This is a genomic window from Xanthomonas sp. NCPPB 1325 (genome assembly GCF_041477645.2).
Classification (GTDB): Bacteria; Pseudomonadota; Gammaproteobacteria; order Xanthomonadales; family Xanthomonadaceae; genus Xanthomonas; species Xanthomonas cannabis.
The window spans coordinates 770,180-784,076 of the sequence record NZ_CM192985.1 but is presented as its reverse complement, the minus strand read 5'-3'; the positions used below and the strand labels follow the sequence as shown (position 1 = coordinate 784,076).

9 protein-coding genes are annotated in these 13,897 nt (G+C 62.1%); 4 read left to right on the top strand and 5 right to left on the bottom strand.

What is annotated here, in order from left to right:
- Window positions 1-141: 141 nt before the first annotated feature.
- The 5 genes from ACCQ10_RS03125 to ACCQ10_RS03105 form a co-directional block, all read right to left on the bottom strand.
- On the bottom strand, window positions 142-3,180 hold the full coding sequence (locus ACCQ10_RS03125; protein WP_372362183.1) for a DEAD/DEAH box helicase: 3,039 nt from the start codon (window positions 3,178-3,180) through the stop codon (window positions 142-144).
- Window positions 3,181-3,256: 76 nt separating this feature from the next.
- Complete coding sequence (gene aceE, locus ACCQ10_RS03120) at window positions 3,257-5,944, bottom strand: pyruvate dehydrogenase (acetyl-transferring), homodimeric type (RefSeq protein ID WP_024937855.1); 2,688 nt, start codon at window positions 5,942-5,944, stop codon at window positions 3,257-3,259.
- Between the two features lie 760 nt (window positions 5,945-6,704).
- The gene (locus ACCQ10_RS03115; protein ID WP_372362182.1) at window positions 6,705-7,718 is read right to left on the bottom strand and encodes an arabinogalactan endo-1,4-beta-galactosidase; all 1,014 of its coding nucleotides are present in this window, start codon (window positions 7,716-7,718) and stop codon (window positions 6,705-6,707) included.
- A gap of 428 nt (window positions 7,719-8,146) precedes the next feature.
- Complete coding sequence (locus tag ACCQ10_RS03110; RefSeq protein ID WP_372362181.1) at window positions 8,147-9,469, bottom strand: XVIPCD domain-containing protein; 1,323 nt, start codon at window positions 9,467-9,469, stop codon at window positions 8,147-8,149.
- Entirely contained in the window at window positions 9,466-10,065 is a 600-nt protein-coding gene (locus tag ACCQ10_RS03105) for a hypothetical protein (RefSeq protein WP_372362180.1), read from the bottom strand. Before ACCQ10_RS03105 ends, ACCQ10_RS03110 begins: the two co-directional genes overlap by 4 nt.
- 305 nt (window positions 10,066-10,370) lie before the next feature.
- Between ACCQ10_RS03105 and ACCQ10_RS03100 the strand changes: the two genes are divergently transcribed.
- The 4 genes from ACCQ10_RS03100 (at window position 10,371) to ACCQ10_RS03085 (ending at window position 13,875) form a co-directional block, all read left to right on the top strand.
- Complete coding sequence (locus tag ACCQ10_RS03100) at window positions 10,371-12,314, top strand: SpoIIE family protein phosphatase (protein WP_372363039.1); 1,944 nt, start codon at window positions 10,371-10,373, stop codon at window positions 12,312-12,314.
- Window positions 12,311-12,742 (top strand): ATP-binding protein, encoded by a 432-nt coding sequence (locus ACCQ10_RS03095; RefSeq protein WP_047693326.1) that lies wholly within the window; start codon window positions 12,311-12,313, stop codon window positions 12,740-12,742. The genes ACCQ10_RS03100 and ACCQ10_RS03095 overlap by 4 nt, the downstream gene beginning before the upstream one ends.
- On the top strand, window positions 12,739-13,158 hold the full coding sequence (locus ACCQ10_RS03090; protein ID WP_372362179.1) for an STAS domain-containing protein: 420 nt from the start codon (window positions 12,739-12,741) through the stop codon (window positions 13,156-13,158). The genes ACCQ10_RS03095 and ACCQ10_RS03090 overlap by 4 nt, the downstream gene beginning before the upstream one ends.
- 93 nt (window positions 13,159-13,251) lie before the next feature.
- Window positions 13,252-13,875, top strand: coding sequence for an HAD hydrolase-like protein (locus tag ACCQ10_RS03085; protein ID WP_166751813.1), 624 nt, complete (start codon window positions 13,252-13,254; stop codon window positions 13,873-13,875).
- Window positions 13,876-13,897: the final 22 nt, after the last annotated feature.

Sequence of the window (13,897 nt, the reverse complement as noted above, 5' to 3'; positions counted from 1 at the left end):
ACCATCGCCTGATCAGTGAACCTGACCCCGTTATTCGCTTTTGCGACTGCTATTGAGAATGGAACGAGGGGCCGGCTTAGCCCGCCCCTCGATTTCACAGGATTAGCTCCTCTTCACCCTGCATAGATGGATGCATCGAAACTAAGGCGACACCATCAACCGCAGTTCAATGTCATTTGCACTAGCGACGGCCAACCAAGCGTCTAAAAGCTGATAAGCCTGTAGCGATTCAGCCTTGGCATTGGCCCCCTTCGACATCTCCCGCTCGAAGGATTTATACGAGAACGAGTTAGCTGCGACTATCCACACCTCTTTCCTACACCCGAGAGATCGACGACGCTCCTTAATTGTCTGAATGGCTTGAATAAGTCGTTTCGAGTACGCCTTGGGCGTTGTAGGAATCGAGCGCTCAACCCCATCTTTAGCAATAAATCGAAGCCGATGATTAAGCCGCTTTACTGACCCCATGCTCGGCCAAGGCTGAGCGATCCGTAACTCGTTCCCAAAAGCTAGGGATTCATCCGAAGACACCAAATATTCTATGTTCTTAATTGCCTGAGATCCAACCTCAGCAAGAGCACCGGCTGGTGAGTTAGGCCGTAAAGATTTTCCGCACTTTACGTGAACGAAGCAAAGCGCCTTTGGGGAAGAGATGACGAAATCAGCGGCCTCCGTCCCCATGTCAGTGCAAATAACAAGATCAATATCCGGAACCAGCTTACTAATAATTCCGTACTGGACAGAAGAAAATTTTGGGTCTCGACCATGCGCGATATTATCGATGAGATGAAAGACTGAATCCGGGTCGAAATTCACTGCAGACGTTTCGACATACTCCTCTTTTTCCATTCTTCCCTTTTCGCTTAACGCGGGATTTTGGAGCTCAGGGATTGGATAGAAGGAGCTACCGATCACGGTACTGGCCAACCGCAATCCCGCTGCCGTTGGCAGAGCAGACTTATAGAACTTTCCATCGACGTAGGAAATTCCATCGGCGAAGAGGATCTTGACAGACCTTCTGTTCATATCATCGACGAGGGGTTTAGTCGGCTCGCCCGGGAGGACTAATTCAACGGGACGGCTCGAGCTGAATACAATCTTCCGCTGATCCTCGGAGTACTCAAAATTTAGAATCGCCCCCCCAATATTTACACTCCATTCGGAGCACTCTTGGAAAAGAAAACTAGAATCGAGCGCTCCAAACTTTGCACCTCTGCCAACTTGGGCTCCTGGCGGAAGATCGGTAAAATCAATAGTCAATGACAACGGCCCGCTCACTGCTCCTGGATCAATAGGCAATGCAAAAGCGCCAATAACAGGGCCCAATGGCGCTGCATCCTCATCTAGTACGGATGCAACTTCGTCGAGCCAGTCCGACAACTTGTTCAAGCTAAACGAGCTCGATCGCTGATCAGCAATGCGGCCAGACCCGGCACTTAGGTAGTAACTGCTTTCCACCCTATTGGATAAGTCTATGTTGTCAACTCTAGCAACAGATAGCGCATAACTTGCCGCGGACTGCCCAGAAAATGCGGGAGTAAGCTCCGGACCTACATGCGACACTCTTTCTGGCCTTTTGCGCGAGGTACTAATCGATTTTGCGTGAGTCTCCTTCACACGAGTGTACTTGCCGCGCGCAGAAAGATTAAACAGCCGCTCTGAAGCAACTGGCTGCTTCGTACCCAAGGCACTATCTTCTGCGTGATTTATTGAACGGCTATCGAAGATAGCCAGGTAGTTTCCAATCCGCTTTGCGACTATGATTTCCAGGGACGGCTCAAATAGGAGCTTGCTTTTTAGGTACTTCGAACTCTCAAACTTGATCGAAGTGATTACTTTGAACCCATAAGCGGAATCGTACGACCTAGACAGCTCACCGGATTGGTGAAGCCGCCACAACATCGCGTCGGCAAACGACTCAATTGTGAAGCCATCTTCCACTGCAAGAAAGCAAACCGATGCCGTTGGAATCTTAATATCCTGATCTACGTCCAAACCTGAAAGGTCAAACTTTTCCCTGAAGCTTGAACCCAAGTAAGTGTAGTCCGGGAAGGTATCAAGGTAGCTCTCGATCAACCTTGCCGTATCTAGGGACTTCACAAACTTATTCCATCCAATGGGGGTTGAAATATAAGAATCAAAGTCTAGATAGTTTTTCCAGAGCTTCGCGTTGCTTGACGAACTGCAATCGACTATGACCGGCTTAATACCCTTATACTTTCGCACAACTCTTCCAACGGTCTGCACCAGCTCTCGACCACTAGCCACCGGGTATGTCAGAACACACATTTTGGCTGACGGCAGGTCAACTCCCTCATCAAGCTTACGTTGATGAATTACTACCTGAACATCCATATCCTTCAGGCCAATTGGAACAGAACTAAAGGTTCCTGCAACAGGGTCATCCTTGAGTCGCTGATGAATCGCCAGGCTCTTCAGGCCAGCCTCATTTATTCTCTGCTTGATTAGCAGAAGGTCGCTAAGACTCTTTGTTTTTACAATAACTTTTGCAGCAGGATTATCAATCAGAAAATCCGAAATGCATGCAATCTCATCCGATATTTCACATTGCAAGAACTCAGGAAGCTCAATAACTTCATGCTCAATGGCATTTTTGAATGTGTAACAATACGTGGAGTCAATACCAATATCGAACTGGAACAGGTCATTCCTGTAGGGCGTGGCAGTCACAATGACTTTATGGCATCCGAAAATTCGAACCGCCTTCCCCCAAAGAGGCGCGGGCTCTGAATGCCCTTCGTCGACTATCAGCAGGGAGCAGCTTTTGCTGAGCGCCTCAAACCTGACAGGATCCATTCGAATTAGCTTCTGGAATGTAGCAACGTAAACACAGTCGCTCTTTAGCTCACCGTCTAAGCTATCCACCTCGCGAAGTGAATCAACAGCCACGCCTCGCTCAGCGAAGAATTTACCGGAAATATCTGCCGCAAGCTGACTGCATACAGCAGCACGTGGACTGAGAACGAGTATAGGCCCACTGCTATGCGATTGGCAGATGGTGGCTATTAGACCCGACTTGCCCGCTCCAGTAGGCAGTACGGCCAAAAAGGACGATCCGAAATGGTCGACCGCAAGATACCTACTAACGGCCTCCACCGCTTCGCGCTGACCTTGGCGCATAGCCAACGAAACTGCAGCTTCCTCATCCTTACTGAGCATTCCTTGACTCCGATTAATCCTGGGCAAAAAAAGGGCGATCAGATGATCGCCCTTGTATTACGAATAATCAGACAAATCAAACCCCAACAGGATTCGCCTTCTCAGGATCAATCTTGTACTGCTTGATCGCCCGGGCTACATCCTTGCCGGTCATCTTGCCATCCTTCGCCAGCGCGGCAATCGCCGCATGCGCGATGTAGTAACGGTCGACCTCAAAGAACCGACGCAGATTGGCACGCGTATCCGAACGACCGAACCCATCCGTGCCGAGGACGGTGTAGGTCATCGGGACGAAGGCGCGGATCTGGTCGGCGAAGGCGCGCACGTAGTCCGTTGCGGCGATGGCCGGGCCCTGGCGGCCTTCCAGCAGCTGGGTGACGTAGGGCTTGCGCTGTTCGGCTTCCGGGTGCAGGCGGTTCCAGCGTTCCACGGCATAGCCGTCGCGGCGCACTTCGTTGAGGCTGGGGCAGGACCAGATGTCGGCAGTGACGCCGAAGTCCTTGTCCAGCAGCTCGGCGGCGGCAATGGCCTCGCGCAGGATGGTGCCGCTGCCCAGCAGCTGCACGCGCAGCTCGCCCTTCTTGGGCTTGCCGGCGTCTTTGAGCAGGTACATGCCCTTGATGATGCCCTCGGCTGCGCCGTCCGGCATGCCGGGGTGGGCGTAGTTCTCGTTCATCAGGGTGATGTAGTAGTACTCGTCGATCTGGTCTTCCATCATCGCCTTCATGCCGTGCTGCATGATGACGGTGACTTCGAAGCCGAAGGTCGGGTCGTAGCTACGCACGTTCGGGATGGAGCCGGCGATGACCTGGCTGAAGCCGTCTTCGTGCTGCAGGCCTTCGCCATTGAGCGTGGTGCGGCCGGCGGTGCCGCCGAGCAGGAAGCCACGCGTGCGCATGTCCGCTGCCTGCCAGGCGATGTCGCCCACGCGCTGGAAGCCGAACATGGAGTAGTAGATGTAGAACGGCAGCATCGGCACGTCGGACACCGAGTAGCTGGTGCCTGCGGCCATCCACGAGGCGATGGCGCCCGGCTCGCTGATGCCCTGCTGCAGCACCTGGCCGGTCTGGTCTTCGCGGTAATACATCAGCTGATCGGCATCGACCGGCTTGTACTTCTGGCCGAACGGGGCATAGATGCCGATCTGGCGGAACATGCCTTCCATGCCGAAGGTGCGCGCCTCATCGGCCACGATCGGCACGATGCGCGGGCCCAGTTCCTTGTCGCGCAGGGCGATGTTGAGGCTCTGCACGAAGGACATGGTGGTGGAATAGCTGCGCTCGCCGCTGTCCTTGAGCAGGCGCTCGAACTTGTCGAGCGTGGGCGCCACGAACGACTTGCTGGCCTTGGGACGGCGCGACGGCAGGAAGCCGCCCAGCACGTTGCGGCGCTCCTTCAGGTACTGCACTTCCGGGGAATCTTCGCCGGGGTGGTAGAACGGCACCTGGCCGTCTTCCAGCTGGGCGTCGGTCACCGGGATGTTGAAGCGGTCGCGGAAGTGCTTGACCGCCGCGTCGTCCAGCTTCTTGGTCTGGTGGGTGGGGTTGAGCGCCTCACCGGCCGAGCCCATGCCGTAGCCCTTGACCGTCTTGGCCAGGATCACCGTGGGCATGCCCTTGGTGTTCACGGCCTGGTGGTAGGCGGCATACACCTTGTGCGGGTCGTGGCCGCCACGGTTCAGACGCCAGATGTCGTCGTCGGACAGGCCGGCGACCATGGCCGCGGTCTCCGGGTACTTGCCGAAGAAGTTGGCGCGCGTGTAGGCGCCGCCGAAGGCCTTGCAGTTCTGGTATTCGCCGTCGACGGTTTCCATCATCAGCTTGCGCAGGACGCCGTCGGTGTCCTTGGCCAGCAGGGCGTCCCAGTAGCCGCCCCAGAGCAGCTTGATGACGTTCCAGCCGCCGCCACGGAACACGCCCTCCAGCTCCTGGATGATCTTGCCGTTGCCGCGCACCGGGCCGTCCAGGCGCTGCAGGTTGCAGTTGACCACGAAGATCAGGTTGTCCAGGCCTTCGCGGCCGGCCAGCGCGATGGCGCCGAGGGTTTCCGGCTCGTCCGACTCGCCGTCGCCGATGAAGCACCACACCTTGCGGTCGGACTTCTCGATCAGGCCACGGTTTTCCAGGTAGCGCATGAACTGCGCCTGGTAGATGGCGGCCAGCGGGCCCAGGCCCATCGACACGGTGGGGGTCTGCCAGAACTCGGGCATCAGCCACGGGTGCGGGTAGGAGGAGATGCCCTGGCCGTCCACTTCCATGCGGAAGTTGTCCAGCTGGGCTTCGCTGATGCGGCCTTCCAGGAAGGCGCGGGCGTACACGCCCGGGGCGCTATGGCCCTGGATGAACAGCAGGTCGCCCGGGTGCTGGTCGCTGGGCGCGCGCCAGAAGTGATTGAAGCCCACGTCGTACAGCGTGGCGCTGGAGGCGAACGAGGCAATGTGGCCGCCCAGGTCGCCCGGCTTGCGGTTGGCCCGCACGACGGTGGCCATGGCGTTCCAGCGGATGATCGAGCGGATCTTCCACTCCAGCGCGGAGTCGCCGGGGTTCTTGGCCTCGTTGGCCGGTGCGATGGTGTTGACGTACTCGGTGGTGGGCGAGAACGGCAGGTAAGCGCCGGCGCGGCGGGTCTGTTCGACCATGCCTTCCAGCAGCTGATGGGCGCGCTCCGGGCCTTCGACGTCGATGACGGCCTTGATCGATTCGAGCCACTCCTGCGTCTCAAGCGGGTTCGGATCGTTGTGCAGCACTTCGTTCAACCAGTTCATTAGCGCTCCCGGGGGGACACACCCCGCGGGTGTGTCGACATCGTGAATTCGTGAACCCCCAAGTGTACCGCACGCACCTGTTGCCATTCCTCGCTACGGGTGCGTATGGAATGGGACGGTGTTGTGCGCCGGGTGCGGCATCGGTGCCGGCTGGAGCGAGAATCCGGCGCAGCGGGCGCGGCCGGCGTACGACCAAAGGATAAGGGCCAGCGGCAGGGTTGGCGGCTGCTGCCGCCTGGAATGGACCGATGTGCATGCCCCGTAGGAGCGCACCTGGGCGCGAGGAGCTTTCCCGGTAATGCCCGTCGCGCCCGGGTGCGCTCCTACGAGATGGCGCGGGCTGTGGGTACGGCTGGTCGCCGTCGGCCGACATGTCCCAGTGGCGGGCGGCCCCGCGCTGTAGGAGCGCACCTGGGCGCGAGGGGCTTTCTCGGTAATGCCTGTCGCGCCCGGGTGCGCTCCTACGAGATGGTGCGGGCTGTGGGTACGGCTGGTCGCCGTCGGCCGACATGTCCCAGTGGCGGGCGGCCCCCGCGCTGTAGGAGCGCACCTGGGCGCGAGAGGCTTTCTCGGTAGTGCCCGTCGCGCCCGGGTGCGCTCCTACGAGATGACGCGGGCTGTGGGTACGGCTGGCTGCCGCCGGCCGGACATGTCCCAGCGGCGGGTGCCGCGGCGCGGCGTAGGAGCGCGCCTGGGCGCGAGGGGCTTTATCGGTAACGCACGTCGCGCCCGGGTGCGCTCCTACGCGGTGGCGTGTTGGTCAGAACGCCTGCAGCGCTTCGGTCAGTTTGCCGTCGCTGGTGACTGCGCCCATGGTGTAGCCCTGCCAGCCGGGGTAGGCGTTGGGCTCCCAATAGAACACGCCGAGCACCTGCTTGCTGTGGCTGCTGTTGATGGCGTTGCTGCGGCTGAGCAGGTTGGTGAGCATGGCGCGGGTGGTGGCCGCTTGTTGCCAGTCCATGCCGACTTCGGCCACCACCACGTCGCTGCCGTAGCGGGTGATCATGTCGCGCAAGTTGGTGTCCAGGCGGTTGTTGTAGTCCTGCCAGCTGCCGACAGGCGGGTAATGCGACATGCCGATGACGTCCCACTTGCCGCCGGCCGAGCGCAGGTTGTCGAAGAACCAGCGGAAGTTGGCGTTGTCGTAGCCGTTGGCCAGATGCACGATGACCTTGGCGTTGGGATACACCGCCTTGGTGGCGTTGTAGCCGCTGTTGATGAACTGGCCCAGGTTGGCGAAGTTGGGCGTCTTGCCTTCGTTCCACAACATGCCGCTGTTGATCTCGTTGCCCACCTGCACCCAGGTGACGGTGATGCCGTTGTCCTTGAGGTATTTGAGGATGCCTTGCGTGTGGCTGTACACATCGGTGTTGAGCTGGGCGACGCTGTGCCCGGCCCAGGCGGACGGCTTGGTCTGCTTGCCCGGGTCGGCCCAGCTGTCGCTGTAATGGAAGTCGATCATGATGCGCATGCCCTGGGCGGCGGCGCGTTTGGCTTTATCCAGGGTGTCGCGGCCATCGTTCCAGCCGCCGGACGGGTTGACCCACACGCGCAGGCGAATCGCGTTGCCGCCCACGTCCTTGAACAGCTTGATGAAGTCGGTGGTGTTGCCGGCCGCATCGCGAAATACCTGCGGCGGATTGTTGGCGGCCTGTTGGTTGAGCCAGCTGACGTCGGCGCCCTTGGCAATGCCCTGGGCGCTGACGCCGGCGCTGCACAGGCATAGCGCCAGCACGAGCAGCACGCGGTGGTACTGGATGCGAAAAATAGCCATGACACGTTCCTCGATCGATGGATGTCGCGCCGGGCGGCGCCTTGCGTGATTCCCTGCGTTGCGGTGTGCATGCGGCCACGGTGCGCGCGAGCGCTGCCGCTTCACCGTGTGCCGCTGCACAGCGGGTGCGATTCAAGCACGGCAGTACAGCGCGGTTGAGGCCGCTATAGGTGCAAGCGTGTTGCGGCATATCTCGAGGCAGGAAAACCTTGAGTCCACGTGCGTTGTGGAGGCGCGCGGTTGTGCGGGTGCAGCAGCACCCCTGCGTATTACTGCGCAATTGAACGCGAAAACGCCGGGCAAGCCCGGCGTTTCGGTAGAGACGCGATGGTGGTGCTGGGCAGGCTGGGCGCCACACGCCGCAACGCGTACCGGGGTGATGCACACCCGCGCACTCATCCGCCGCGGCAGCATGCCACCCTCACCCATCAGCCCATGGCGCGCGCTCCTTGCTGCTGTTGCTGGGTCTGCGCCTGCTGCTGCTCCAATGCCACCGACTGACGCGCGGCGTTGTCGGCCACGCGCTGGCTGCTCTGCTCCAGCGGGGTGTTCATGGCGGTCATGGTCTCCACGCTGACGCGCAGTTGCGCGGGGTCGTCCACGCGCCCCTGCACCGCAAAGGTCCGTGCGGCATCCGGGGTCATCATCACCGCGTCGATGCGCTGGCCACCGGCGGCGTGCATCTCCGAGGCGAGCGCGCCCGATAGCTGCGCGCTCTGCTGGTCAGGCGTGCGGCCGGCGCGGGCATCCTGCGCATGCACGCCGCGCTGGGCATCCTGGAACAAGGAGTTACCCACGTGCCCCGGCTGATCGATGCGCAGCGAGGTGTGGTCGTTGCCATGCTCGCGCGCGTCGCGCTTGGCCGGCTCGCCCGGAGCGAGCGGGCCACGGATGGCGTCGATGGCGTCCTGGCCGAGGCCGCGCGCACTGCGCGTCAGGATGGTGGTGCCGGTGCGAAGCCCATCGACGTCGTTGCGATATTCCTCGATCATCCGCGCGTTCTTTTCGGCGAGCGGGCGTGCATTGGGGTCAGTGAGCGCGGAGTGCTCACCCAGGAAGTTACCCAACTTATGGGCCCCCAGCGAGCCACCGGCAGCGACCAGCGGGTAGTCCGGGATCAAGAAATTCGCCTTGCTGTTGCTATAGCCGGCGCCACTCAAGGTGGCGATCTCGTCGGGCTTGGCGTACATGCGCACTTGCCCGAAATGCGGCGACGCCGCGCTGACCGGGTCCGATGCCATCACGTGGTTGATCACGCTGTTGCCACCTTCGGGAATGCGGTAGCTCAGGCTGGCTGCGCCATAAGCGTTGAAGGTTTCGCCCTTGAGATCGTAGTGGTGCGCGGACACCTGTGCGAGCGCACCACCTAGGGAATGCCCGGTGACGGTGACTTCCGGCTGATGACCGGTTCGTTTGCCAACATCCCTGGCGATGTCCATCGCATTCTTGGTCAGTGCGAGCGCATCGGCGGCCTGCGGGTTGGTCCGCGAAGTGACCATGGTGGCGTCGGTGAGAACGTCATTGACTGCGCCTTCGGTACCGCGATGCGCCACGACGATTTCGCCGCTGCTTTCGCGGCGATAGATCGTGCCCTGGTAACCATTGGACTTGTTGTTGACATGATCGAGAACCGCGTAGCGCTGTCCTTCAATCGTAACGATCTCTTCGTGCCCCGGCGCGCGCCGACCGACCGCGCGATCCTTATAGACGTCCTCGGATAAACCGGCGTATTGCGGTGAAGGAATGCTCATGGCGCAACTTCCTTGGCAGCCAGGGTGATGGTGAAGAGATTGCCGCGAATGTCGGGCTTGAATGTCTCCGGGCTGAGTTCACCGGTGTCCGGGAAGCTCTTGGACTCCGAGCGCGGATAGCCCTCCTTCCAGTAGTACTTCGTCAACGCCTGCTGCGCAGTCACTGCCTTGGCTTCGATAAACGACAGAAAGCGTGTTTCTTCTTCCGCACCGGTCGCCTTGAGCATCACGCTGGCGCCGCTGAATTCCCAATGGCAGACGCCGCGGCCGTAATAGTCTTCGTCCTGCATCAGATCCAGATAGACCGTGCCGCGGTATTCGGTGTCGGAGATCTTCTTGAGCGCGACATTTTCCTGGCTGGTGATGCGGCCGGCAGTGCCGGTTTCCGGCTGGATCTTGCCGCACTCCTGCTCGTTGCTGACATCGTATTGCGCAGCAGCTTCCACCAGGCCGAACGCACCAGGCGCCTTGTCCAGGGTGAGCGTGACCTCATACGCCTTGCGCGGACTCGGATTCAACTTGGCAAGGCCGCGGCCGCCGGCCTCGACGTCGGCTTCTGCGGTGGCCTCGGTGGCGGGGGAAAGGGTCTGGGTCATGCTGGTCTCCGGGGCGTTACAGGCCGTAAGCAATAGGGCCAGCAGGCTTGGGGTCAGAATCTGGCGCAAGGCCGGCCTCCGTGGCAGTTGGGCCGCCAATCTAGTCCGCTTGAGTTCGGGTGGTCAATTGGACGCTTGTGAGGATGAGGCCGCTCGCCGCGCTTGTGGATGAGTGCAAAGCTGCCATGATCGGGCGCAGCCGCCGCCAAGGAGCGCGCTTCATCGCCACCGTTGCCCGCCCGCCCGCACGGCCATCGCCAGCCACCCCGCGTGTGCACTGGCGCAACAGCCTGCGCACGCGGGTGATGCTGGCGGCAACTGCCGTGTTGCTGGTGTTGCTGGTGGTGCTGGGGACGGTGTTCTACGTCGGGGCGCGCACCGAGTTGGTGGAAGCGGCGCGCACCGAAGTGGACGGGCTGACCGAGCAGACCGCGCGCAGCCTGGCGGCGATGCTGGATTCGGTGCAGGTGAGCGGGCGCACCCTGGCCGCGAGCAGCAGTGCGGTGGGACTGCAGCCATTCAATCTGCGTGCCTTGCTGCTAGCCACGCTCAGTGGCGACCCGGATATCGGTGCGGCGCGCCTGATCATCGAGCCGCGCACGCAGAAGGCCGGCGATACCGGGTTTGTCTGGTACGTGCGCCGCGACGGCACCCATCTGGTGGAGAAATCGGCGCTAGAGCTGGGCGACGACTACCGCACCATGCCGTGGTATGTGCGCACCCAGCGCGAGGGCCGTGCGTGGTGGTCAGAGCCCTACCTGAACCGCAATGGCGGCAATGTCCTGTACACCAGCTACAACCTGCCGCTGCGGCGCCCCGGTGACGCGCCGGATGCGGCGCCGGTGGGAATGGTGAGCGTGGATCTGCCGCTGCAACATCTGCGCGAGATCATCGACCAGCTGCCGCGCGACATCGGGATCCAGCCGATGCTGTTGTCGCCGGAAGGCATGCTGGTGTTCAGCCCCGACCCGGCGCTGAATCTGCACCACAGCCTGGACAGCTATGTGGCGCGCTCGCGGCCGGACCTGCGGCCATTGCAGCGCGCACTGGCAGCCGGCCAGCCGATTTCGTTTGCGCATACCGCGCCGGATGGCGAGCGGTTCCTGACCCACAGCGCGGCGGTGGGCCGCAGTGGCTGGACCTTCGTGCTGTCCGCCTCCGAACGCTACGTGCTGTCCGGCCTGAACTGGCTGGTCGCGTGGGTGGCGATGGCGGCGTTGCTGGGCGCGGGCGTGTGGTGGTGGTTGATGGGGCGGATCACGCGCAAGTTGACGCGGCCGATCGAGGAACTGACCGACACCGCCGAGCACTTCCGGCGCGGCGAATTCGAGTACCCGTTGCGGCATATCGAACGCGACGACGAGGTGGGCGTGATGGCCCGCGCGTTCGACACGGCGCGCGATGCGATCCGTCACCACATCGGCGAGATCGGCGAGATGACGGCCGCGCGCGAGCGCATGCACAGCGAGCTGCAGATTGCGCGCGAGATCCAGCAGGCCATGCTGCCCTCCGGGCGCACCTTCGACCGCGCCAGTTCGCATCTGGAAACCTGCGCGTGGCTGGAGCCGGCCAAGGCGGTGGGCGGCGACTTCTATCATTTCTTCGAGACCGAACCGGGGCTGCTGTGGTTCGTGGTGGGCGATGTGTCCGACAAGGGCGTGCCGGCGGCCTTGTTCATGGCGCGCGCGGTGAGCGTGCTGGAGATCGCTGCGCGCCGCTATACACGTCCGGACGGGATCCTGATTGCCGCGTCCACGCGGCTGGCCGAGAACAACGACACCTGCATGTTCGCCACCGTGTTGTGCGGATTGATCAATGTGGTGAGCGGCGACTACTGGCTGGCCAGCGCCGGGCACGAGCCGCCCTTGCTGATCGATATCGATGGCAAGGCACGCGTCCTGCCGCTGGAGACCGGCGCCCCGTTGGGGATCGAGCCGCAGGTTTCGTTTCCGGTGCTGCACGGGCGCATGACCGCCGGCCAGACCCTGCTGGGCTATACCGACGGCGTGACCGAGGCGATGAACGAACACGGCGCCAGCTACGGGCTGGAGCGGCTGCTGGCCACGCTGCACCCGTGCCGCAGCGCTGCCGCGCAGTGCAAGGCGGTGGTGGCCAATATCGCCCGTTTCACTGGCCAGGCCGACCCCTATGACGACATCACGCTGCTGGCGATCCGGCTGCGCCAGGAGCATGCTGGACGGGTCGCAGAGACCGGCCGGGGCGTTCCCGGAGAGGTGACGGCTCCATGAAGCTCGATCTGGCCATTGCCCCGTCGCTGGCCCAGCTGGCCGGCGCCAACGACGCGCTGGAAGACTCGCTGACGCGCGAAGGCCTGCACGCCGAGCGCATCGGCCAGGTGCGGCTGATCGTGGAAGAGCTCGGCTGCAACGCGCTCACCCATGGGCAGTGCGCCGAGCAGCCGCTGCGCCTGCAACTGCAGCTGGACCCCCAGGCGCTGGTGCTGGAGATGCACGATGCCGGCATCGCGTTCGACCCCTGCGCGGCGCATATGCCCGATGTCGCCAGCGAGCTCGACGACCGCCAGATCGGCGGGTTGGGGTTGTTTTTGGTGCATCAGTTCGCCGATCACATCGACTACCGCCGCGATGGTGCATACAACATCGTGCGCGTCACCCTGCTCCACCCGTACGCCCCTGTCCCCGAGGCCCTGTCATGACCACGCTCGCCATCCAGATTGACCCGCCGCAAGACACCCGTCAACGCGTCATCCTGACCGGGCGGCTGGACACTCACACCTATCAGGACCTGGATGCGGCGCTGTCGCCGTTGCTGGGCACCCGCATCACTACCCTGGTGCTGGACCTCGGCGCACTGGAATACATTTCCAGCGCCGGCATCCGTTGCATCTTCAAGGCGCGCAAGGCGCTGGCCACGCGCCAGGGCAAGGTGCTGGTGAGCAACCCGCAGCCGCAGATCCGCAAGGTCTTCGACATGGTCAAGGCGGTGCCGTTGAGCGATGTGTTCGCCTCCACCGAAGAGCTGGATGCCTACCTGGCCGCGATGCAGCGCAAGGTGATCGAGCAGAGCGCGCAAGGCGATACGCCGATCGTGCCGCATTTCGCCGAAGCGTAAGCGGCATCGCGTGCGCGTACACGTGGGGACGTGTGCGCGTGCGCTAGCTGCACGCGTCTGGTTAGGCTATGGCGCCCCGCTGCGTGCGTTGCCATGGCTGCACTGATCATTTTCGATTTCGACGGCACGCTGGCCGATTCGTTTGATTTCTTTCTGAGCACACAGCGCGACCTGGCTGCGCGGCACGGGTTCCGCGCGGCCGAAACGCATGAAGTGGACGCCGCGCGCAGGTTGAGCACGCGCGCGCTGATCAAGCAGTCCGGATTGCCCGCCTGGAAGGTTCCACTGGTGGCGGCTGACTTCATCCGCCTGATGCGCGCCGCGCCGCCGGCGGCATTGTTTCCCGGCATTGCGCAGACAGTGAGCGCGTTGCACGCCGGGGGGACGCGGCTGGCGGTGGTGTCGTCCAACTCGGCAGAGAACGTGCAACGCGTACTGGGCGAAGAGCTGAGTACGAAGTTCGCCCTCATCGAAGGCGGCGCGCATCTGCTGGGCAAACAGCGCGCCCTGCGACGCGTGCTGCGCGCCACATCACACACCCCAGCACAGGCGATCTATGTGGGTGACCAGGTCGCCGATTGGGAAGCGGCCCAGGTGCTGGGCCTGCCATTCGCCGCGGTAGCCTGGGGCTACGCGCATCCGGAGGTATTTGCCGGATTGGCCGGAACGCAGCTGATCGAGCGCGTGGAAGACTTGCTTGCGCTGGGCGTGCGCTAGCACCAGGCGCAGCCCTCATCCG

Bases quoted from the DNA above. Each gene is read 5' to 3' on its own strand.
- ACCQ10_RS03085 (WP_166751813.1), top strand. From the start codon at position 13,252: ATGGCTGCACTGATCATTTTCGATTTCGACGGCACGCTGGCCGATTCG.
- ACCQ10_RS03110 (WP_372362181.1), bottom strand. From the start codon at position 9,469: ATGAGCATTCCTTCACCGCAATACGCCGGTTTATCCGAGGACGTCTAT.
- ACCQ10_RS03100 (WP_372363039.1), top strand. From the start codon at position 10,371: ATGCTGGCGGCAACTGCCGTGTTGCTGGTGTTGCTGGTGGTGCTGGGG.
- ACCQ10_RS03095 (WP_047693326.1), top strand. From the start codon at position 12,311: ATGAAGCTCGATCTGGCCATTGCCCCGTCGCTGGCCCAGCTGGCCGGC.
- ACCQ10_RS03115 (WP_372362182.1), bottom strand. From the start codon at position 7,718: ATGGCTATTTTTCGCATCCAGTACCACCGCGTGCTGCTCGTGCTGGCG.
- ACCQ10_RS03105 (WP_372362180.1), bottom strand. From the start codon at position 10,065: ATGACCCAGACCCTTTCCCCCGCCACCGAGGCCACCGCAGAAGCCGAC.
- aceE (WP_024937855.1), bottom strand. From the start codon at position 5,944: ATGAACTGGTTGAACGAAGTGCTGCACAACGATCCGAACCCGCTTGAG.
- ACCQ10_RS03125 (WP_372362183.1), bottom strand. From the start codon at position 3,180: ATGCTCAGTAAGGATGAGGAAGCTGCAGTTTCGTTGGCTATGCGCCAA.
- ACCQ10_RS03090 (WP_372362179.1), top strand. From the start codon at position 12,739: ATGACCACGCTCGCCATCCAGATTGACCCGCCGCAAGACACCCGTCAA.